22 protein-coding genes and 1 pseudogene are annotated in these 19,966 nt (G+C 70.0%); 10 read left to right on the top strand and 13 right to left on the bottom strand.

The window, feature by feature from the left end:
• Nucleotides 1-136: 136 nt before the first annotated feature.
• From ACH4LD_RS42195 to ACH4LD_RS42175, 5 genes are all read left to right on the top strand, one after another.
• Nucleotides 137-478 (top strand): hypothetical protein, encoded by a 342-nt coding sequence (locus ACH4LD_RS42195; RefSeq protein WP_398059624.1) that lies wholly within the window; start codon nt 137-139, stop codon nt 476-478.
• A gap of 15 nt (nt 479-493) precedes the next feature.
• The gene (locus tag ACH4LD_RS42190; RefSeq protein ID WP_398059622.1) at nt 494-967 is read left to right on the top strand and encodes a hypothetical protein; all 474 of its coding nucleotides are present in this window, start codon (nt 494-496) and stop codon (nt 965-967) included.
• 67 nt (nt 968-1,034) lie between these two features.
• Nucleotides 1,035-1,406: a hypothetical protein gene (locus tag ACH4LD_RS42185; RefSeq protein WP_398059620.1), complete on the top strand. Its 372-nt coding sequence runs from the start codon at nt 1,035-1,037 to the stop codon at nt 1,404-1,406.
• 12 nt (nt 1,407-1,418) lie between these two features.
• The gene (locus tag ACH4LD_RS42180) at nt 1,419-1,865 is read left to right on the top strand and encodes a hypothetical protein (protein WP_398059618.1); all 447 of its coding nucleotides are present in this window, start codon (nt 1,419-1,421) and stop codon (nt 1,863-1,865) included.
• Entirely contained in the window at nt 1,862-2,011 is a 150-nt protein-coding gene (locus ACH4LD_RS42175; RefSeq protein ID WP_398059616.1) for a hypothetical protein, read from the top strand. The genes ACH4LD_RS42180 and ACH4LD_RS42175 overlap by 4 nt, the downstream gene beginning before the upstream one ends.
• Before the next feature lie 2,291 nt (nt 2,012-4,302).
• Here the strand turns inward: ACH4LD_RS42175 and ACH4LD_RS42170 are convergent.
• The 8 genes and pseudogenes from ACH4LD_RS42170 to ACH4LD_RS42135 all read right to left on the bottom strand — a co-directional run.
• Nucleotides 4,303-4,482 carry a hypothetical protein gene (locus ACH4LD_RS42170; RefSeq protein ID WP_398059614.1) on the bottom strand — a complete coding sequence of 60 codons (180 nt, stop codon included), beginning with the start codon at nt 4,480-4,482 and terminating at the stop codon, nt 4,303-4,305.
• A gap of 56 nt (nt 4,483-4,538) precedes the next feature.
• Nucleotides 4,539-4,913 (bottom strand): PIN domain-containing protein, encoded by a 375-nt coding sequence (locus tag ACH4LD_RS42165; protein WP_398059612.1) that lies wholly within the window; start codon nt 4,911-4,913, stop codon nt 4,539-4,541.
• A complete protein-coding gene (locus tag ACH4LD_RS42160; RefSeq protein WP_390651322.1) occupies nt 4,910-5,164 on the bottom strand; it encodes a hypothetical protein in 255 nt (84 codons plus the stop codon). Before ACH4LD_RS42160 ends, ACH4LD_RS42165 begins: the two co-directional genes overlap by 4 nt.
• A gap of 307 nt (nt 5,165-5,471) precedes the next feature.
• On the bottom strand, nt 5,472-7,424 hold the full coding sequence (locus ACH4LD_RS42155; protein WP_398059610.1) for a DUF3732 domain-containing protein: 1,953 nt from the start codon (nt 7,422-7,424) through the stop codon (nt 5,472-5,474).
• Nucleotides 7,421-7,906, bottom strand: a complete 486-nt coding sequence (locus tag ACH4LD_RS42150; protein ID WP_398059608.1) for a three component ABC system middle component — start codon at nt 7,904-7,906, stop codon at nt 7,421-7,423. Before ACH4LD_RS42150 ends, ACH4LD_RS42155 begins: the two co-directional genes overlap by 4 nt.
• A complete protein-coding gene (locus ACH4LD_RS42145; RefSeq protein ID WP_398059606.1) occupies nt 7,903-9,120 on the bottom strand; it encodes an ABC-three component system protein in 1,218 nt (405 codons plus the stop codon). The genes ACH4LD_RS42150 and ACH4LD_RS42145 overlap by 4 nt, the downstream gene beginning before the upstream one ends.
• 495 nt (nt 9,121-9,615) lie before the next feature.
• Entirely contained in the window at nt 9,616-10,569 is a 954-nt protein-coding gene (locus tag ACH4LD_RS42140) for an IS481 family transposase (protein WP_398059604.1), read from the bottom strand.
• 113 nt (nt 10,570-10,682) lie between these two features.
• A pseudogene (locus ACH4LD_RS42135) lies at nt 10,683-10,856 on the bottom strand (lamin tail domain-containing protein); the annotation flags it as partial.
• A 380-nt stretch (nt 10,857-11,236) separates the two neighbouring features.
• Between ACH4LD_RS42135 and ACH4LD_RS42130 the strand changes: the two are divergent.
• Complete coding sequence (locus ACH4LD_RS42130; RefSeq protein ID WP_398059602.1) at nt 11,237-11,437, top strand: hypothetical protein; 201 nt, start codon at nt 11,237-11,239, stop codon at nt 11,435-11,437.
• A 188-nt stretch (nt 11,438-11,625) separates the two neighbouring features.
• Here ACH4LD_RS42130 and ACH4LD_RS42125 read toward each other — a convergent pair whose 3' ends face one another.
• On the bottom strand, nt 11,626-11,919 hold the full coding sequence (locus ACH4LD_RS42125; protein ID WP_398059628.1) for a WhiB family transcriptional regulator: 294 nt from the start codon (nt 11,917-11,919) through the stop codon (nt 11,626-11,628).
• A 599-nt stretch (nt 11,920-12,518) separates the two neighbouring features.
• Between ACH4LD_RS42125 and ACH4LD_RS42120 the strand changes: the two genes are divergently transcribed.
• The 3 genes from ACH4LD_RS42120 to ACH4LD_RS42110 all read left to right on the top strand — a co-directional run bounded on the left by ACH4LD_RS42120 (nt 12,519) and on the right by ACH4LD_RS42110 (nt 16,698).
• Nucleotides 12,519-14,717, top strand: coding sequence for an MMPL family transporter (locus tag ACH4LD_RS42120; RefSeq protein ID WP_398059600.1), 2,199 nt, complete (start codon nt 12,519-12,521; stop codon nt 14,715-14,717).
• 96 nt (nt 14,718-14,813) lie between these two features.
• Nucleotides 14,814-15,998: a sensor histidine kinase gene (locus ACH4LD_RS42115; RefSeq protein WP_398059598.1), complete on the top strand. Its 1,185-nt coding sequence runs from the start codon at nt 14,814-14,816 to the stop codon at nt 15,996-15,998.
• A gap of 22 nt (nt 15,999-16,020) precedes the next feature.
• Complete coding sequence (locus ACH4LD_RS42110; RefSeq protein WP_398059596.1) at nt 16,021-16,698, top strand: response regulator; 678 nt, start codon at nt 16,021-16,023, stop codon at nt 16,696-16,698.
• On the opposite strand, the gene ACH4LD_RS42105 is transcribed toward ACH4LD_RS42110, so the two are convergent.
• The 3 genes from ACH4LD_RS42105 to ACH4LD_RS42095 form a co-directional block, all read right to left on the bottom strand.
• A complete protein-coding gene (locus ACH4LD_RS42105; protein WP_398059594.1) occupies nt 16,649-17,164 on the bottom strand; it encodes a JmjC domain-containing protein in 516 nt (171 codons plus the stop codon). The two genes, ACH4LD_RS42110 and ACH4LD_RS42105, sit on opposite strands and share 50 nt — an antisense overlap.
• Nucleotides 17,161-17,289 (bottom strand): JmjC domain-containing protein, encoded by a 129-nt coding sequence (locus tag ACH4LD_RS42100; RefSeq protein WP_398059591.1) that lies wholly within the window; start codon nt 17,287-17,289, stop codon nt 17,161-17,163. Before ACH4LD_RS42100 ends, ACH4LD_RS42105 begins: the two co-directional genes overlap by 4 nt.
• 594 nt (nt 17,290-17,883) lie before the next feature.
• Nucleotides 17,884-18,432: a DUF1062 domain-containing protein gene (locus tag ACH4LD_RS42095; RefSeq protein ID WP_398059589.1), complete on the bottom strand. Its 549-nt coding sequence runs from the start codon at nt 18,430-18,432 to the stop codon at nt 17,884-17,886.
• Nucleotides 18,433-18,868: 436 nt separating this feature from the next.
• On the opposite strand from ACH4LD_RS42095, the gene ACH4LD_RS42090 reads away from it, so the two are divergent.
• Nucleotides 18,869-18,994, top strand: a complete 126-nt coding sequence (locus ACH4LD_RS42090; RefSeq protein WP_398059588.1) for a hypothetical protein — start codon at nt 18,869-18,871, stop codon at nt 18,992-18,994.
• Between the two features lie 180 nt (nt 18,995-19,174).
• On the opposite strand, the gene ACH4LD_RS42085 is transcribed toward ACH4LD_RS42090, so the two are convergent.
• On the bottom strand, nt 19,175-19,831 hold the full coding sequence (locus tag ACH4LD_RS42085; protein WP_398059586.1) for a TetR/AcrR family transcriptional regulator: 657 nt from the start codon (nt 19,829-19,831) through the stop codon (nt 19,175-19,177).
• Nucleotides 19,832-19,966: the final 135 nt, after the last annotated feature.

Below are 19,966 nucleotides of genomic sequence, written 5' to 3'. Positions count from 1 at the left end.
CGAGTACGAACGTGACTGGTGGCGACAACAGCAAGCCACCCCACAGTCCGCCTGAAACAAGATCACCGGACTCTACGAAACTCGGGGCAGCTCACAGGCCCTGGCGGCCGACCAGGAGCCTCCACCGTGGCCGTGGGTGTTCTCCTTCACCCCGGACAAGGTGGCCGCCTGCCGCGTGACCTGCGGCGCCCGCCTCGGGCTGCCACAGTGGGTGCTGGATGAGGACGTGGAGGCCCTGACCACCGGGCATTCAAAGCAACGCGCTCTGCTGGTGCTCGACATCGCCGCCGGCCATCTCGCCGACGGGCAGGTGGAGGCCGCGTTCGCCCTCGCCTCCCACGCGCTCGAGGTCGGCCTGCAGTACCGCTCCGGCCGGATCGTGGAACGCGCCCGCGGTGTGCGCCGTAGCCTCACCACCAGCACACCGCCGAAAGTGGTGCGCGGCTTCGACGAACGCCTCCACGGCGTCTACCTGTAGGGAGGGTGACCACGCATGAGGGTGGGGATCACCGGGCACCGCGGACTGAGCACACAGGTCGAGGAACAGGTGCGGACTCTCCTGGTCGACCAGGTCAGCCAGTACGACACAGCCGAACTCGTCGGCGTCTCGTGCATCGCCGACGGACCCGACTCCTGGTTCGCCGAAACCGTCCTGCACCACGGCGGCCGCCTCGAGGTCGTCATCCCGGCCACCGAGTACCGCCAGGGACTGCCCGACTGGCATCACCCCGTCTACGACCAGCTCCTCTCTCGCGCGGCCGACATCCACCACACCGGCATCACCGCGTCGACCTCCGAAGCCCACCAGGCCGGATCCGAAATCCTCGTCGGCTTGGTGGACGAGCTGATCGCCGTATGGGACGGGAAACCGGCACGAGGATACGGGGGCACCGCGGACGTGGTGGCGTACGCCGAACGGACCGGCGTCCCGGTACGAGTGCTGTGGCCCGAAGGAGCCAGCCGGTGAAGTAGTTCGCTCTCTGGATGACCAACACCTCTTATGTAGCGTTCGCTATACATGTAGCATAAGCGTCATGAAGGAGCTGTACGCCGAAATCGGTGACACCGACGGCAACAAGGACACCGTCTCGGGCATCACACCCGACCTCGCCAACGCGTTCATCGACGCGATCCGAAACACGGCCGGCGCCGAACCGCCCCGGCAGGCCCAGACGTTCACCGACCTGATCGCCACCATCGCGCAGACCTCCCGCGTCATCCAGCACCTGGAGGCATTCCGCGAGCTGGCCATGGTCGCGGCGGACAAAACCGGCCCGTACGCCGACCGCAAGGGCATCGCGCTCGCCGCCGGCATGCCGCCCTCCCGCCTGTACCGGGTGCTGGACAAGCACGGCCGCCCGCGCGACCGCAAAGCCCACGCCGCCGGCCACGACGACGAAAAGTGAGCGGACACTGACATGAGCACCGAGGGACTGAACGGCGTGAAGGCCGGCGACAACCTCGTCCTGGTCAGCGGGAACCGCTTCAGGGGAGACGAGCCCGTGACCGTCTCCCGCGTCGGAAGGAAGTACCTGTACGTGAACCTCCACGGTCACGAGCGCCGAGAGCGCTACCACCGCACAACCGGAATCGAAGAAGGCCAGCACGCCCGTCCGGCACGGTTGCTGACACTGGAGCAGTACGAGGACAGGACACAGCGGGCGTCACTGTTCGCGCAGCTTCTCGCCGCCGGGATCGAGGTCCGGCACGACAAACGGGCGGGCATGCCCACGGACAAGCTGAAGGCCCTGCTCGCCGTCATGCAGGACAACCACACCGACCACACCGATAGCACCGATAGCACCGACAGCACCGACAGCACCGACAGCACCGACAGCGCCGACGAGGAGGTGAGCACACCATGACCGAGCACCGTCGCTACGACAGCGGCTGGACCGACACGAACAAACCGCAGATCGTCATCGCCCAGCCCGGCGACCAGCCCGCCATGACCCTGGACGAGGCCCAGCAGGCCATCGACGAGGCGAGAAAGGAGCAGGAGAGCCCATGAACACCCGGGCGAACTGAAGGACCCTCCCGCCGAGCCCGGAAGCCACATACCGCCGACCATCCGGGTCGCGGCCGCCGAGCAGCCCCACTGGTCCCGCTCCCCGGCGCCGATGTGACCGCCTCACACCAGAGCCGCTCACCACAGCGCCCCCCTCTGCCGGCCGGTAAACGGGATACAGGTCAGGCAGCGCACACCACACCGCGGCGCGCGGCCAGGAACCTCCGGCACGAACCGGGACAGCGCACGCCCAGGGCGTACGACAAACAGCAACCCGGCCCGGGCCGCCGGGCACAGACCCAACCCGGGAGTGCAGCGCGCCGAGCCGCCAGGCACAGCGCCGGCCGGGAGCCACGCGAACCCGGCCGGCAGCAGGCAGCCCAGCGCACGGCGCGGCACGGAGGCCCGGCCTCCGGGCAGGCGGGCGGGACGGTCGGGCGACGGCTCGGCCGTCCAAGACGCCGCGCAGCTCGACGCAAGCCCCCCAGGCGACCTGGCACGGCGCGGTGCACGGGACGGCGGACCGCCAACGGGCGGCCGGAGGCCGGGCGCGGGTGGCCAGGGCCGCGGGCGGGACCGCGGCGGCCGGACGGCGGGACGGCGGGACGGCACGAAAGCGCTGACGATACGACGACGGGCGCGGCCGCAGGACAGCCGGGCGCGGCGCGGGCGGCCGGACAGGCGGCAGCGGAACGGCGGACACAGGCCCAACCCAGCAGGACAGGGCCGCAGCAGACCGGCACAGCACAGCGGGACGGGCCCGGGCTCGCCAGGCGGCCGGACAGCGGCACGAAGACGCGGAGGCGCAGATGGCAAGGCTGGGGCAACGCGCCGGCACAGCGGGCGGGGCACGGCCGCACGACAGGGGACGGCGGCCGCAGGACAGGGAACGGCATGCGGGACGGCTTCCAGGACGCCGGACAGGCGGCGGACGGCCGGCGGGACGCAGGCCGACCGACGGCGGGGGCGGGCGGGGCGGTGAACATGCGGTCGTCCGCACTGAGCCAACATGGCGCGGCCAGGGACGCTCAGCCCGTCATGGCCATGAGGACGCGGCGCCAGCCGGCAGGCCGGCCGGGCCGACACAAGTCATCAGTCGTCCCCCGCTCATTCCAGACCCCGACCCGGTGGCACCCGGGCCCGGCCGGTCAGTCGGTCGCCGTCGTCCGGGCGAGGTCCACCTCGCCGGCTTCGATCAGGGCCCGGCGCAGTTGTTCCGTCTCGGCGGGACGCTCGGCACCGGGCAGCGTTGTGGCGGCCTTCAGCAGGGTGCGGGCGTGGCGGCGGACGTCGGCGTCGTACTCGGGGGCGGGACCAGGGCGGGTGAGCAGGTGGGCGGCCAGGAGCAGGGCATCGGGGCTGCGCGGATGGGCGGCCGCGTTCGGCGACCTTGCCGGCGTTGTCCTGGGCCGGGGGTGTGCCCGGCGCTGCGCCGGACCAGAGGCAGCCGCACCTCGTCGGTGAAGGCGGCGCGGATGAAGTAGCCGGCACCGGCGAGCTCACTGGACAGCAGCCGGCAGGGCAGCGGGCTCACCCGGGACCGGTGTCGGACGAGGTCGAAGGGGCATTGCTCGCACTGCACAGCCAGCCTGGAGCGGGCGCGAGACCGGGGCCGCCCGGGCGGCCCCGCAGCGATCCGAACGTCTCGGGCGCAGGGCGTCACGCCGTCACGCCCGGCACCCGGGAGACCAAGGGCAGCACGCCCGGCTTTTCGCAGGCCAGAGCGTGTTCCCGAGGAGCGTGCCACGAGAGTGTGACACCCGACGTGACGCCCTCGGGGGCTCCGGCCGGGCGGCCGAACGGTCCAGCGAAACGGCCGCGGGCACGTCGCGGCCAGGCGGGCGGGGCGCAGCAGCACGACCTCCGCCGGACGGCGGCGCGACACGGGCGCGCGGACTGTCGCGGCGCGGGGCGGTCGGGAGCGGGACGGCGGACGCAGGCCCAACCCGGCAGGAGCGCGGGCTCGCCTGGGGGCAGCGCGCGGCACAAGCACGGCGCTGCCGGGCACGGAGGGCGGGCGGCCGCCTCCCGCTGCGTGAACCGAGCGGCTATCCGGCTCCTGAAAGCCGGACGCGCTGGGTGTACGCCCAGTCGGCCATCCCCGCCGTACGTGTCCGCGCGGCAGAAGGGGCACCCGTGGGCCCGGCGCCGTGAACCGGTAGAGCAGCAGGCACCCCACACTCAAGACCTCTGCCGTGACACGCGTCCGGCGATCGTCTGACCAGCGCGCATAGAGCTGCGGCCCGCGAACACCTGGCGTGTTCGCGGGCCGCAGCCATGCCGGCGGGCAAAGCTCAGATGGCGTCCGGGTCGACGCCCTGCGCACGGGCAAGAGCGAACAGAACTCGTTCGATCATGTCCAGACGCTGGGTGATCGGCCGCTCCCCCGGCGCGCCGACGGCATCTTCGAGGGCGTCAATATCCGCCTCCAGGTCCCGCAGCCGCTCGTCGTGCGCCGCCGTCGCGTTTTCCATACCCACCATCCTGACAACCGTCTGCGGCCGGCGCCGCAGACCCGCCGAGCCGAAGGTCAGGTCGGGTTCAGTGGAGTGATGCCGGTGCCCGTATACAGCTCGGGTTCCAGCGACAGGACAGTGAGCGGTTCCCCCGCCTTCACCGCCTGCCAAGCGATCGCTGCCGCGTGCGCCACCGGCCAGTCGACGTTTCGCCAGTCCATCGCATCCACCGCGTGCGCTGCGGCGAACGGCACGTTCTCCGCGAACCGCAGGGACGCCGCGTGCTTGCCGGCACCAGCGAGCTGCCGTTCGGCGGCCAGCATGGACAGCGACGGGATGATGACCCGGCCAGTGCCACGCGAGGCCTCGATGTAGAGGCCGGTGAAGAAGGGATCCGCACGGAACAGGGCGGCCAGAGCGGTGTGGTCCAGGACGGCCGTCAGGTTCATGCGGCGGCGCCGCCCTGATGGGCGCGGATCTTCGCCCAGGCGTCCTGGCCGGCCTGCTGGACCTGCTCGGTGTACTCGATGCCGAGCTCACGGGCAGCCTCAAAAGCCCGCTGCTCCCGCTCGGCCGCCGTGAGCTCCCGGGTAGCGAGATCCTCCAGCAGCTCCGTGATGGTGGTGCCGCGCTCCTCCGCGAGGATACGCAGCCGGTCGCGCACTTCCTCGCTGGTTTTGATGCTCGTCGGCTTGCTCATAGAGCCGATTCTACCGCCGGTAGACATGACGGGGGCCACGTCTTCGATCGCGCGCCGTCGGCGAAACTGGTGGCCACCACAGGCGGCCCCCGGATCGCGGGGCGACTCTAGACGGTATGGCTCCCCCACACGGCCTGGGACGGCACGGGCCCATACGTAGCCGTAAGCCGCAGGGGGTGCCAATGAGAATAGCGAAAGAGCACGCCCCCTCGCTACGGAACAGACAGCCACGTGACGCTACCCTTTCGCAGATCGACACCACGCTCACGCCCAGCTCAGCGGCACCCTCCACTACCAGCCCCGGCCCTTAGTCAGCGTCTTCCTCGATCCACTCGGCTGGTACGAGTGCTTGATTGGTGTCGTAGCGCCATCGCTGAGTCACGTACGGTCCGAAGTCGGGGTGATCGAGGTCGGCGTGTTCCATGACGATGACTTGGAACCGGCCTTCTAGCAGGCGCAGCGTCTGATGGATCGCCTGGAAGATGTTCAGCAGCTTGTGGCGGTCGTTGGCGCCCAGGATGGCTTCGCCTGTGTGGTCGGGCGGGAAGAAGACCTGCGACGGCTGGTCGAGCACCAGGAGATGAGGCACTGGTGCGCGGTGCTCGGTGAACCACTCGTGCAGGCTGAGCATGGCGGCTACGTGGTAGCCAAGGTGGTTCTCACCGCTGCCCATCTCGGGTAGCGGTAGCGGGTCGTCCGCCTTGTCGGCGATGACGGTGAGGCGGTTGACGTCGAGCCGGATAGGGTTTTCCGAGTGCTCCAGGCTGAGCGCGGCGGCCTTACTGGTGATCTTTTGGCTGATCAGCGAGAGGTAGCTGGCGAGGCGCTCGCCCTGCGTGTCGTCGCTGAGTAGTTCTTCAAGGTCGGCAATCTGCTGGCGGAGCTCTGCTCGCCGGTCTTCGACTTGAGGGGTTACCGCGCGGTGAGCGGTGGTGTCCAGGTAGAGGCTGATGCGTCCCTGGACCATGGCGGCGCGGCGCGCGTCGTCGGGTTGTTGTTGGAGGGCGCGCAGGCCTGCGGTGACTTCGTTAATCTCTTCTTGATTTCGGGCGAGTGCGGAGCGCAGTTCTTGTAGGCGGTCTTCTTCCTGGCTGATCAGGCGTTGGATCGCCGGGGTGTCACTGCCGATTACTTGGAGATCACCGTTCAGATGGGCGAGGTCACGGGTCAGGGCGGTGACGGTGTCATTGGCGGAGGGCAGGGTGCTCTGGCATACAGGGCAGTGCGTGGCGCCGGAGGTTTCGGGGTCTCGGCGGAGCAGGCCGAGGGAGACCAGGCGGGCGCGTTGTTCGGTGGCTTGGGCGGTGAAGTCGGTGTTTTCGGCGAGTTGGCGCCTGAGATCGGCGATCTTCACTCGAGTCTGGCCGTGAAGGGCACGTAGCTCGTTGCGCCGCGCGGTGAGGGCGCTGAGCGGGTCCTCACCGCTGTCGTGTTCAGGCGAGGGCTCGGTGTGGCTCAGGGCCTGGCGCAGGAGGTCCAGTACGTCGTCGGCTGATGGCTCTGGGTCGGTCAGGGGCGCCAGCAGGTGTGCTTCGACGGCTTCGGTGAGCAGGGCGCGGGCTTGGCCGGTGGCGGGGTCAAGGTTCTGGGAGGGGGCGAGCGCGGTCTCGAGGTCAGCGAGGTCGCGGCGCAGGAGGCGGAGGCGGTTGCGACGCAGCGCCTGTTCGGGGTCGACGGCGCCCAGGAAGTAGGGGATGACTCCGCGGATGGTGTTGGGCCGCCATTCCTCGCCCTGGGAGTGGAAGAGCAGGTCGGGGTTGGCGACCTCGTTTTGGGCCTGGAAGCAGAAGAACAGGGCGTGGCGGATGGATAGGGCGATGGTCTGGGCTCGGCCGACAGCCGGTACGCGGACGGTGCGGTCGATGCCGCAGAAGTCGCTGAGGATGTCCTTCGCCGCGTCCAGCGGGGTCGCGAACGTGAGCTCCTGCAGTGGTGGGGGCGGTGTGTCGGGGGCTCGCGGGAGGATGCACAGGACGGTGCTGACGGCGGATTTGCCTTCGGGTGCGCGGCGGGCGATGAAGAGCTGCTGGTCGGGCTTGACCAGGGTGAGCGCGTAGGCGCTGACGTAGTCGCGGACCTTGCCGGCCTTGACCGGGTAGCCGGAGCTGCCCAGGCAGTAGTCGATGATGGTCAGCAGGGCGCTTTTGCCGCGTCGGGAGTCGCCGGTGACGATGTTGAGGGTGCCGGGCGCGAAGGGCACCGTGCGCACCTGGTCGGCCTGTTTGCCGTAGATGGTGACCGCACGGATCTGAAAGGTCACGGCTGGACTCCAAGAAGGGTCAGAACGGTACTGAGGCTTCGGGTGCTGGGGAGCCAGCGGCCGAGCTGGAAAGCAGCCTTTTGGATGGCGACGCTCTGTTCCGTGTCGCCTTTGATCGTTTTGGCGAGTGCGCGGGGGACCGGGTCCAGGCCGCCGCTGTGGCAGTGCAGGATGCGGCTCTGCAACGCGAACAGCAGACCGGGTCGCACGACGGCAGCCAACGAGGCCGCGTTGCGTGTCATGGCAACTCGCACGGCGTCGTTCTCGTCCAGCCACCCCATCAGGCCGGTTCCTGTGGTGGCCGGCAGGACGGCCCGGATAGCCGGTTGCAGGGCCATGACGGCGGCTGTCACGGCCACCGGCAGAGGGCACGGGGCGGCGTACTCCTTGTCGTAGCCCTGAACGGCCCGGGCGCACAGCACCGCGGTGAACGCCGGGTTGTACAGGGCTCGCTCCTCGCGGCTCAGGTCAACTGCCGTCATGAGCGTGCTCCGGCCGGCTCGAGGAGGGCCATCAGCCGGGCGGTGAAGTCCGGATGCCAGCCGACCCGCAGCTCGTCGGCGAGCATGTGATACGACCCCTTAGGGATGAACACCTCTTCAAGGCCGGTGCGTATCTGGGCGCGGGCTTCGCGGTCCACCCAGCGGTAGATCAGCTTGGCCTCACGTTTCATCTCCTCCTCGGTTGCTTCATCGCCGAGGTCTTCGCGCATGTCCGCGAAACGCGCCTGCCACTCCTCCACCAGCCTGCGCTCATACCTGCCAAGTTCTCCCACCCGCAGGAGCTTCTCCTCCGACCAGCGTGAGCGCTGATTGAAGGCGCGCACGTAGTCCCGCACGGCCAGACGGATGCGTTCGGAGCCGACGCCGATCAGGTCCAGCTGGCGGACGAACATCTTGTCGGCAGACTCGGCAGGCTCAGGGTCCAGGTCGGCGATATCGGGGTCGATGGGCAGGCTGTTGGGGCCGAACTGGTGGCGTAGATCGCTGAAGACCTGGTCGAACTCCTCGCCGGTGATGGGAGCACCGCCCGGCGAACGCATCTGCTCAATCACCCGGTCGTAGAACCAGCCCTCCAGGCGCGTGAGGAAGGGCTTGGCGAGGTCATGCCCCACGACGAGGGCCGCGTGACCGAGCATGGTCTCGCGGACCTCGTCGATCCGGGGAGCATCACCGATGACGTCGATCCGGGCAAGCAGGGCGCTCTGCCCCGCAGCCCCGTCCGCTTCCAGGCCGTCGAAGGCCGCGAACGCCTTCTGCAGTTTGTCACTCGAGGACGCTTCACGAGCCGCCCGCAGCAAAGCGAGCGCCTTGCCTTCGTCACGGTGCCCGCTCGCCTTGGGCTGCAGGTGATAGCCGGCACTGCCGGGCGGCAGCTCGGCCGTCGTCATCAAAAACAGGCTCGTTTCCGCGAGATCGATCCGCCCGCTCGTAGCCGCCTCACACCAGATCCGCAGTGTCTTCCACAGATCAGGGGCCGAGTCAGTCAGCCGCGTACCTTCTGCTCGCTGCTTGAGCTGAAGCAGCTCTGTCAGCGACCCGGCATGCTTTTCGATGTCATCGGCCGCCTCAACGGCAACGCTCCACTCCAGTCCTCCCACCCACTGCTCGATGCAGAGCTGCAGCGCCTTGGCGAACTGGTAGAGGTAGCCGAGGGCTGAAGCAGACGCTTCGAACTGATCATCCTTGCCCGCCATAGCCCCTCCACCCCTCCTGCCGAACCGCGAGCGATCTTCGCATAAATGTGACCCTGGGCACATAGGAGGTCTCGGAATCGTGACATCGGCTCGGCCGCCAAGCGCCCGAGCCGGCTTTCGGGTTCGGTCGCTTCTGCGACGCAAGCGGGACAGCCAGCCGCCGCCCTTCTGCTCGGGCACGTTCACCTCTCTCGACGTCCTTTGCGCCAATGTGCGCCTGCCCTACCCCGCCCGCGGCAGCGACGGGCGTGGCTTCGGGCTAAAGCGCTGGGGGCGGCAGCTGCTGGGGGCTCAGGTCCTCGCGTACGCGCAGGTAGCGGACGGGATGCCGGTAGCGGCCCTGGTCCACCGCGGTGTCCCCGGCGAACTCGACCACCACGCCGGCACGACCGGCCGGTGGTCGATCACCTCGCGCCCGCCCCACTCGGCCAAGAATCGGCGGTGCTGCCAGGGATGGTCCGCGCCGCCCGGGGACAGCAGGCCGCCGACCTCCCGCTAGGTGTGCTGTCCGGGGAGGTTGGTGACGCGGCTGGCTGGTGGTTGGCCGCTGATGCCGGTGTGGGGTCGGTGGTAGTTGTACCAGTGCAGCCAGTCGGGGAACGCTGCCTGGCGTTCGGTGTCTGAGGTGTAGGGCCGGTGGTAGGCCCGTTCGTCGAGCAGGGTGCGGTGGAAACGTTCGACCTTGCCGTTGGTCTGGGGCCGCCAGGGCTTGGTCCAGCGGGGGTGGATGCCCAGCTGGTGGCAGGTGTCGCGCCAGGTGTTCTTGGTGTAGGTCCAGGCGTTGTCGGTCAGGACGCGTTCGATCGTGATGCCGTGGGTGGCGAACCAGGCGGTTGCTCGTCGCAGGAAGCCGGCGCAGGTGGCGGCGGTTTCGTCGGGTAGGTCTTCGGTGTAGGCCAGGCGGGAGTGGTCGTCCAGGGCGGTGTGCAGGTAGGCGTAGCCAGTGCCCGTCTTGTTGCGGCGGCCGTCGGCCCTGCCCAGCACCTTGTGCCCGCCGCCGTCGGGGATGCGGCCGAGTTTCTTGACGTCGATGTGGACCAGTTCGCCGGGCCGGGTGCGTTCATAGCGGCGGACGGGCTCGCCGGTGGCCCGGTCGCAGGCCGCCAGAGGAGGCAGGCCGTGCCGGACCAGGATGCGGTGGGCGGTGGACGCGGCGATACCGGCACGAGCGGCCAGTCGTAGCGGCCCGATCCGGTGCTCGCGCCGCAGCCGCAGGACCTGTGCCTCGACGGCGGCCGGAGTGCGGCGTGGCTGACGGTGCGGGCGGCTGGAGCGGTCGTGCATGCCTGCCTCGCCCAGCTGCCGGTAGCGGCCTGCCCAGCGGGCGGCGGTGGTGTGGCTGACCTGGAAGCGTTCCGCGGCCCGCCGTAGCGGCCAGCCGTCGTCCACGACACACCGGGCCAGACGCAGCCTGCCGGTCGGGGTCAGCGGGGCGTTACGGTGGGACACGAGGGCCTCCTGCGGTCGGGCGTAGATGTCGCAATCCACACCGAACCCAGAAGGCCCTCACCTGTTCAAGCATCCAGCACGCGTGTCACCAACGTCCCGGGACAACACACCTAGTCGTTGGTGATCTCCACCCACTCCGCGTTCAGCGAGCGGTTGGAACGGTCGTCCCGGCCCGGGAAGTCGTACTGCACGTCGCTGATGAACACCGCCGGACGGTACTGGCGGCCGTCGTGATGGCCGGCGGCCGACGCCGGCAGCGCCACCGCCCCCACCACCGCAGCAGCCACACCAGCCACTGCGGTCAGACGACGGACAGAGCGGTGTGTTCAGCCGCATCGATGCTCAGGCTCCAGCGGATTTTATCGGCGATCCAGTCGGTGGCGTACTGGCAGTAGTCGGCGACCGGCGGCAGCCACATGGTGGCGTCCTGGTCGGCTTTCGACGGGTTCGATGCGGCTGATTGGGGAGTTACCGCGCCCGTTGTCGGGCCTGTCCGGAGTGTGGTCCGTCATTCGTGGTGATTGTGCAGAGAAGCACCGGACTCCTTTCGACGAACCTGGTTCGGGGCTGCGCGCACCGTGAGACTGGCAGCCAGCCGTGGCGGCCTGCCCGCGGCAGTGTGCCGGCCGCCGAACCCCGTTGGCCCGTCACCGTTTGAGGAGTTCAGATGCGTCTGCGTAAGCGCGCGGTGGCCGCCGTGTTGATGAGCACCGCGGTCTTCACCGCCCTCGCTCCCCAGGCCATGGCCGCCCCCATGCCCTGGGAGACCAGCAATTCCCCCACGGCCACCACCCACCACCTCCCCTCCGCAACGGCCGGCGACAGCGGCACGGTCACCGTGCTGTGCTCCGGAAGCTGCTATGAGTAGGCGGCCACCGCCGAGGACTCCGAAGCGAGGAGGGCTCGGGGACGTCGCGTTCCCGGGCCCGTCCCTGGCGACCGACCCAACAGGCGCACACGGCGGCAACCGCGGGAAGTAGTGCGTGACTGCGGTAGTCACGCACATCAGCCCATCGCGTGCGCGTGGGACGCCAATGTGGTGTCGGCATGACGTCACTACGCGCGAAGCGGCCAAAGGGGGGCAGGGGCTGGACGAGGCACGTGGTGAGTGCCCGTCAGTCCCCTCGCCCGGGGCGGGAACTGAGACCCAGGCCCGGCGGCCAGGACCCTCTTGCACGAGGCGGCATCGGGTCTGCGGCGCAGCAGAGCCCGGCGCTCGCGCTCGGTCATGCCGCCCCACACACCCCACTCGACACGGTTGTCGAGGGCGTCGGCCAGGCACTCGGTGCGCACCTGGCATCCCGTGCAGACCGCCTTGGCCCGGTTCTGGCCGGTGCTGTCCGCGAACAGCTGGTCCGCGTCGACGCTTTGGCAGGCCGCGTCCTGGCTCCAGTGGAACCCTCGAACTCGTCATGTCTTTCCTCTCCCGTCGCGGCCCGGCGACCTTCGTGCGCTCCTGTGTGAGGTCACGCCCACGGTGGTGTGGGGGCGGCTGCCGGATGCTGTCCCGGCTGCCGGCGGGCTGTGTGCGCCCGGGTCATGTCCTGCGCCGCCAAGACTGCCACCACGCGCCTGCGAGGGCGGCGGCGGATCGTGCGCGAACACCGGCGAGTACTGCTCGCTCAGCGGCATCGTCTGCCGGGCGTCGGCGGCCGCGCGTTCCTCCTCCTGGCGCTGCCGTTCCTGCTGCGCGGCCCTGTCCCGCTCTGCCTGCTCGGCTGCGACCAGCGCTGCGATTCGGCGGCGCTTGTCCTGCTCGGTCTCGGGCGGCCACACGGTCCTGGGCCGGGCGAACCCTGAGGCCGGCTGACGCCGCGGGTCTACTGCGATCGCAGTAGACCCGAGTGTCTGCGTTCGGCCAACGACGAGAGACCGGGGGGATGCGAGCGTGAGGGTGGGCCGGGGCTGTCGGCCCGGCTCGTGTGACGTAACCCCTGGGAGGCTCGTCGATGTCCCCTCTGGCCCGCTGGTGCCACCGGCACCGGCTCGCTGTCGTCCTGGCCTGGGTGGGCCTGCTGATCGCTCTCGGCGGCGCGGTCGGTGCCATCGGCAGCAGCTTCGGCAACAGCCCGACCTCGCAGAACACCGACTCCGCCAAGGCGGCGGCCCTGCTGCAGAAGGCTTCCAGCAGCGCGGCGGGTAAGAGCGGTCGGGTCGTCTGGCAGGTGCGGGACGGCAAGGTGACCGACCCCGCCTCCGAGCGGCCGATGGCCGACGCCGTGAAGAGGATCGAGACCGCTCCGGGCGTGGCCTCGGTCAGCAGCCCGTTCACGGCTGCCGGTGGGCGGCAGGTCAGCAGGGACGGTACGACGGCCTACGCCACCGTCTCGTTCGAGCAGGGCGTCAGCGACACGCAGATCGCGCGGGTGAAGCAGCTCGCCACCGCCCCGGAGTCGGCATCGCTGCACATCGCGCTGAACGGGCAGGCGTTCACCGTCAATCCCAAGCCGAACCCGGTCGCCGACGCGATGGGAATCGCGCTGGCCTTCGTGGTGCTGCTGTTCGTCTTCCGGGCGGTGTGGGTGGCGGCGCTGCCCATCATCACGGCCATCGCGGGTGTGGGCACCTCCGCGATCGCGGTGATGCTGCTCAGCCATGTGATCACCCTGTCCGACACCACGCTGACCCTCGGCTCCCTGATCGGTCTGGGCGTGGGCATCGACTACGCCTTGTTCATCGTCAACCGGCACCGCACGAATCTGATGGCGGGCATGAGCGTCGGCGAGTCGATCGCCACGTCCCTCAATACCTCCGGTCGTGCGGTGGTCTTTGCCGGACTGACCGTCGTCGTCGCCCTGCTCGGCATGCTCACCTTGAACGTCGGCATCATCAACGGCATGGCCATCGGCGCCGCCGTCACCGTGGTGCTGACCGTGCTGGCCGCGATCACCCTGCTGCCGGCGCTGCTCGGCCTGATCGGCACGCGGGTCCTCAGCCGCCGTCAGCGCCGCGCTCTGACCGGCGGCCGCGCACAGGCCGTATCCGAGTCCGGGACGGGTCTGTGGGGGCGCTGGGCCCGGCGGGTGCAGGCACGGCCGAAGACGTTCGGTCTGGTCGCCCTCGCCGTGCTGGCGGCTCTCGCGCTGCCGGCGCTCACCCTGCGGCTCGGCGCCTCTGACGACGGCAACCTGCCGACGACCTCGACGAACCGGCAGGCGTACGACATGATCGCCAAGGGCTTCGGCCCCGGTTTCAACGGCCCTCTCGTCCTCGCCGTCGAGGCCCCCTCCGCCGCCGACAGGGCGGCCGAGGCCAAGCTGGCCACCACCATCGAGCAGGTCGACGGCGTTGCCGGCGTCAGCGCCGCCCCTATGAAGGACGGGCAGGACGTCGGCGTGATATCCGTTGTCCCGAAGACCTCCCCGCAGTCCGCGGTGACCTCCGACCTGATCGACCACCTGCGCACGGACGTGATCCCGCCGGCCGAGCAGGGCACGTCCATGAAGGTCTACGTCGGCGGCCCCACCGCAAGCAACGACGACTTCGCCTCTGTGCTGATGAGCAAGCTGCCGCTGTTCGTGCTCGTGATCGCCGCGCTGGGTTTCCTGCTGCTCACCGTCGCTTTCCGTAGCCTGCTCATCCCGGCCGTGGGCGCGCTGCTGAACATCCTCAGCGTCGGGGTGGCCTTCGGGGCGATCGTCGTCGTCTTCCAGTACGGTTTCGGCGCCTCGTTCCTCGGGCTCGGCGGCGCCGGACCGATCGAGTCGTTCGTGCCCATCCTCGTCGTCGGCATCATGTTCGGGCTGTCGATGGACTACCAGGTGTTCCTGGTCAGCCGGATGCGGGAGGAATGGGCTCACACCGGGGACAACCACCGCGCCGTACGGGTGGGGCAGGCCGAGACCGGCAAGGTGATCGCCGTGGCGGCCACCATCATGGTCTGTGTCTTCGGTTCGTTCGTGTTCGGCGGCATGCGGGTGATCTCGGAGTTCGGCGTGAGCCTCGCGGTGGCCGTCGCGCTCGACGCGCTGCTGATCCGCATGGTCGTCGTACCGGCGCTCATGCACCTGTGCGGACGCGGCAACTGGTGGCTGCCCCGCCGGCTGGACCGGGTGCTTCCACGCGTCTCCGTGGAGGGCCCGGCGCAGGATAGGGAGCAGTGGGCCGGTCCTGGCCGGGAGCCGGAGGCGGCTGGAGTCGGCAGCTGACGTCGCTCGGCCGGGGCACGGGCCCGGCGTGGAAGGCGCACCGCCACCGCGCCGGGCCCGTGTCACGCGGTATGTGTGCTGCCGCATAGTGAGGAAATGCAGGTGACAGCAGTGTCTCGGCAGTGGTTGGCCCGGCACGGGCGGGTACGGGACACCCTCCCGGCCGTGGTGGTGGTCCTGGTCGGGGTGGCGGCGAGTGCCGCGGGGCAAGGGGGCTCCGGGTGGCACGCCCCGAGGATGGGCGGCGTCGCCTGGACGGCTGTTGCCTGCGCACCCCTCGTCGTGCGCAGCCGGTGGCCGCTTGCGGTCGTTGCCGTCACACTGGCCCTCGACCTCGCGCACATGGCCCGCCTGCCGGATTTCGCCCTGTCCCCGGCGGCGAGCCTGGTGGCTCTCTACACGCTCGCCACCCGCAGCAGCCGGAGCACCGCGTGGGTCGCCGGTGTGACCGCCTCCCTGGCGATCACAACCGTCTACGCGGCCACCCGCGGGCAGTCGCCGATCTCGGGTACCGCCCTCCTTCGGTTCGACCTCGCGATCGCGGCCACTGCCCTGGGCGACGCGGTCCGCAGCCGGCGCCTCCGCCTCGCCGAGGTGGAGGCGCGTGCGGAGCGCGCGGAAAGGAGCCGGGAGGAGGAGGCCCGCCGGCGGGTCACCGAGGAGCGCGTCCGTATCGCCCGGGAACTCCACGATGTCGTCGCCCACCATATGACCCTGGTCAACGCCCAGGCGGGAGTGGCCCACCATCTGCTGCGGACCGACCCCGATCTGGCCCACCAGGCGCTTGCCCACATCAAGGACAACAGCCGCACGGCGCTCGACGAGCTGCGCGCCACCGTCGGTCTGCTGCGCCAGCCCGACGACGCGCCGGACTCCCGGACCCCCATTCCCGGGCTGGCCGACCTGGACGTGCTGATCGCCAATCTCCGAGCGGGCGGTCTGCCCGTGAAGCTGGAACGCAGGGGGCTGCCCCGGCCTGTGGCCTCGACCACCGAACTGACGGCCTACCGCATCGTCCAGGAAGCCCTCACCAACACACACAAGCACGCCTGCGCCCAGCACGTGGAGGTGACGTTGGACTACGGTGCCGACGTTCTGCGGGTCACCGTCACCGACGACGGCCTCCCCGGCACCGCCCAGAGCCATGGCACCGGTCACGGCCTCATCGGCATGCGCGAACGCGCCACCGCCATCGGCGGCACCGTCACCGCCGGCCCCCGACCGGAGGGCGGCTTCCAAGTCCACGCGGAACTCCCGCTCGTACTCACCCCACACACCTGATGACCCCGGCGAAAGGCTTCCGATGACCATTCGCGTTCTGCTCGCCGACGACCAGGCCCTGCTGCGCGGCACCTTCCGCCTGCTCATCGACGCGCAGCCGGACATGGAGGTCGTCGCCGAGGCGTCCAACGGCCGCGAAGCGGCAGAACTGGCCCGGTCCCAGCGGGCCGACGTGGTGGTGATGGACATCCGCATGCCCGAGGTCGACGGCATCGAGGGCACCCGACTGATCGGTCAGGACGAGGACCTGGCCGGCGTGAAGGTACTCGTCCTGACCACGTTCGAGCTGGACGAGTTCGTCGTCCAGGCCCTGCGGGCGGGCGCGAGCGGCTTCCTCGGCAAGGGCGTCGATCCGGCCCAGCTCCTCGACGCGATCCGTCTCGTCGCGGCCGACGAGGCCCTGCTCTCACCCACGGCGACCAAGGGACTGATCGCTCGCTTCCTCGCCCAGCCCTCCCCCGGCGAGCTTGCCGACCGCGAACGGCTCACCGCCCTCACCCCGCGGGAGCGGGAAGTGATGACACTGGTCGCCACAGGCCTGTCCAACGACGAGATCGCCGAACACCTCTTCGTCACGCCTGTCACCGTCAAGACACACGCCAACCGCGCCATGGCCAAACTCGGCGCCCGGGACAGGGCACAACTCGTCGTCATCGCCTATGAGACCGGCCTCGTCCGCGCGGGAGGACCCCGAGCCTGAGCCGACGGCACATGGCCGGCAACTGCCTCCGCAACCTCTGGCCGGCACCATCCCGCCCCACGGCCTGCCCGTCCATCGCCGTCCGGGAGCGGGCGAGCACGCCGGGATCGTCCAGCAGTTCGGCGAGCCGTTTACGCATCCGCCGTTTACGCATCCCGTCAACGGCGTCGGCCTGGACGTCCGGCGGTGCGAGCAGCGGCAGGTCGCGGCGCCAGTCCTCGTGCGTGAGCAGATGCTCGGACACCCACGCCATCAGGTCCGTCGCGGTGTGGGTCTGCAGGCCGCAGGTGACGTGCAGGGAACGGGTGCCCTGGTCGGCGGGGACCGCGTGCCACACGCCGCGCGGCATGTACAGCACGTCCCCGGGGTGCAGGACCAGGTCCGCGACCGGCTCGGTGGGCGCCTCGCCCGGGTCAGCGATGTCGCGTAGAGCGGGTGCGGGCGGGTGGTGCCGTAGATCCGTCACCACTTCGCGCCGTTCAGCTGGACGGTGATCGTGTCGTGGTCGTCCCAGTGGACGCCGAAGCCCTCGGTACCGGTCCACGAGGCGTAGAGGTTCGCCTGGAGGCGGGTGCGCAGCTCCCGCTCCATCGCTTCGCAGAGGCGGGCGATGGGCGGGTGGAGTTCAAGCGCACCCGGTGCGGCGGACCACCGCGTGGTGCCGCGGGCACCGGGCTGGAGGGCGAGCTGGTGGTGCGGGAGGGGGCCGGTTGGCGTTCGAGCGGCGCAGCAGCGCCTTGCGCGGCACGGGTCCGGGGCGGTCGAGGCCGCTCGCCGGTGCCTGCACATGATGTGGTCTCTGATCTGGTCCACGCGGATGCGGATCTGACCGGCTGACCATACGGGCCGCGGGCGCGGTCGGCGGCAAGCCGGCTGGCCTTCCGGCCCAACAGGCGCTGCACAGTGGCCGGGGAGACAGTGGCGAGCAGCCCGACCGAGTGCATGCCGTGGTCACGGAGCGCAGCAGCCTGACGAGGACCGATGCCGTGCAAGGCCTCCACCTGCAGCGGAGCGAGAACGGAGGCTGTGCCAGAACCGCCCAAGCGTGAACGAAGCCAGAACGGCGCAGGCGGCCGCCCAGACCGTGTGACCGGTCACGGCCGGCCGGCGCCCCCGCACGACGGCACGCTGAACGCGGCCTGCCCGGCGGACCTCGCCGGACAGGCCGCTCGTCCCGCGGAGGGCTCAGCGCTTGAGCGTGAAGGTGAAGTCGCCGGAGAGCCTGCCGCCCAGCCGGACCGCCGAAACGACTTTCCCCTCCGTGATCAGTCTTTCGACCTCGGCCCGCGAAAGACCGCAACCTTCGGCGATCAGTCGCACCGGCCGGACAGGAACCCGCGCCGCGAAGCGGACCGAGACGTCGATCACCTCGTGGTCCGGGTGATCCGGTCCGCCGGTGTCGAGGCGCCAGGCGTTCTCCCAGTCGAGGGCGACGCGATTACGGCGCCGCACGACCGGATTCTGGAGCAACTCAGCTGCCAGCCCGGGGTCGTTGTCATGCATCCGGTCCAGCAGCGCAGGTCGCACGGAGCGCACGTTCATCCGCTCCAAGACCGTGAGCTTCGCAGTTTCCCCGCAAGCGGTACAGAGCGCGAGGAGCCAGGCGTCGATGAGCTTGTGGTGTGCGTTGACCCGAAACTTACCGCATGCCCGGAAGCGCTCGGACGCGCACGCGTGGCAGCGTCGGAGGACGAGCGGCAGGCAGGTGGGCACGACCACCCAGTTTGTGAGCACAGAAGTACACCGGTTTCAGTGAGAAATCCGCAGCAAAAAGGAGCGCGGCGCACATGCGCGACGCGCGACGATTCAGCGCTCGGGAGGTCTCACAGGGTGTACAACGGCCCGCCCTTGCCCAGACGACTTGGTTCGGCAGCACGGTAGTGGCGCACAGCGGTGCTGCTCCACTGGTTTACGAACGCCTCACCGCCAAGTCCCCCCCGCTGGATCGCCCGCTGGTTCCTCGGCTCGGGAGATGTGCCAGATGCGACGCCTGCGCAGGCAGCGGCGGTCACGGCGGGAGCTGTACGCCTTGTCTTTCACGTGCGGCTGCCGCGGTGTCCGCGCCCACCAGCGGAGAGGTCTGCGCTCGGGAACGTGGGACGTCTGCGCCCTTACCGTCTCGCGCAGCCCTGAGGCTGGTGAACGGCCCGCAGGCGTCTCCATCACCGCGGTGACGGTGCTCGCCATGCTCCAGCGCCCGATTCCCGCCGTCCTGACGGCGCTTGTCGCGGCGGTCTGTCTTCTGCTGCTGCCCGGCTGCGCGAGCCGCCTGCTCGCCTCGGGAAGCCGCGAATGAGCGCGGGGCCGATCGGCAGGCGGGCGGCCGGGCCCACGGACCTGACCGCGCTGCGCGGCTGGATGCGCAACGCCAAGGGCCCAAGAGCTCGGCCGCGGATACGGCCCGCGCCCCTCGGGCCCGCCGCATGTCCCGCAAGATCACTTCCACATCACCGGAGCGGTGACCGTCGTCATCCGGTCACAGAGGTGCGGGCAGCCGCGCGTCGAGAAGCTGTTCCGCCAGCTGGATCATGTGGTCGCCTGGGGTGTCGGTCGCCATGGCAGCCGCGAGGACCTGGGCGCCGTCGAGGATGACCAGGAGCTTGCCGGCGGTGTCATCGGGGTTCGCGTCGCCTGCTGCGCGGAGCTGTTCGCTGAGCCAGGTCTGCACCTCGGTCTTGTGGGCAACGGCTGCCGCGTGGGCGGGATGGTCCGCGTCGGGGAACTCGCTGGTGATGTTCAGTGTGGCGCAGCCGCGGTAGCCGGGCGCCGCCATGTCCTGCCGGGTGAGGTCGAACAGGGCCTTGATGCGGGCGCGGGGGCTGGGTGCTGCTGCCGCCGCCTCGCGGAGGCGCTGCCACCAGTGCTCGTTCCGGCTGACCAGGTAGGCGGTGACCAGCTCGTCCTTGTTGGCGAACTGGCGGTACAGCGTCGCGTTGGCGACGCCTGCCGTGCCGATCACAAGGTCCATGCCGACGGCGCGGACGCCGCGGGAGTAGAACAGGTCGCCGGCCACGTCCAGGATGTGCCGTCGCGTCTCCTCGGCCGGTCGTCGCACCTGGAGCCTCCTGTCGGGGTGAGCGGCCAGCGTCGAGCCGGTGACCAGGGCGGTACGGCCGGCGAAGTCGATCTGCATGAGTCTTCCCTTGGGTAGAGCGGCGTCCTGAACTGGCGCGCTCGGCGACGCATCCGATGAGACGGATCGTTCTCTCCGAGAGTGAGACGGAACGTTCTCTCTGTCAAGCGCTTGCTGGAGAGAACGATCCGTCTC

Origin of the sequence: Streptomyces sp. NPDC017676, from assembly GCF_044329325.1 — a bacterium.
Classification (GTDB): Bacteria; Actinomycetota; Actinomycetes; order Streptomycetales; family Streptomycetaceae; genus Streptomyces.
This window is presented reverse-complemented; position numbering and strand designations above follow the sequence as displayed.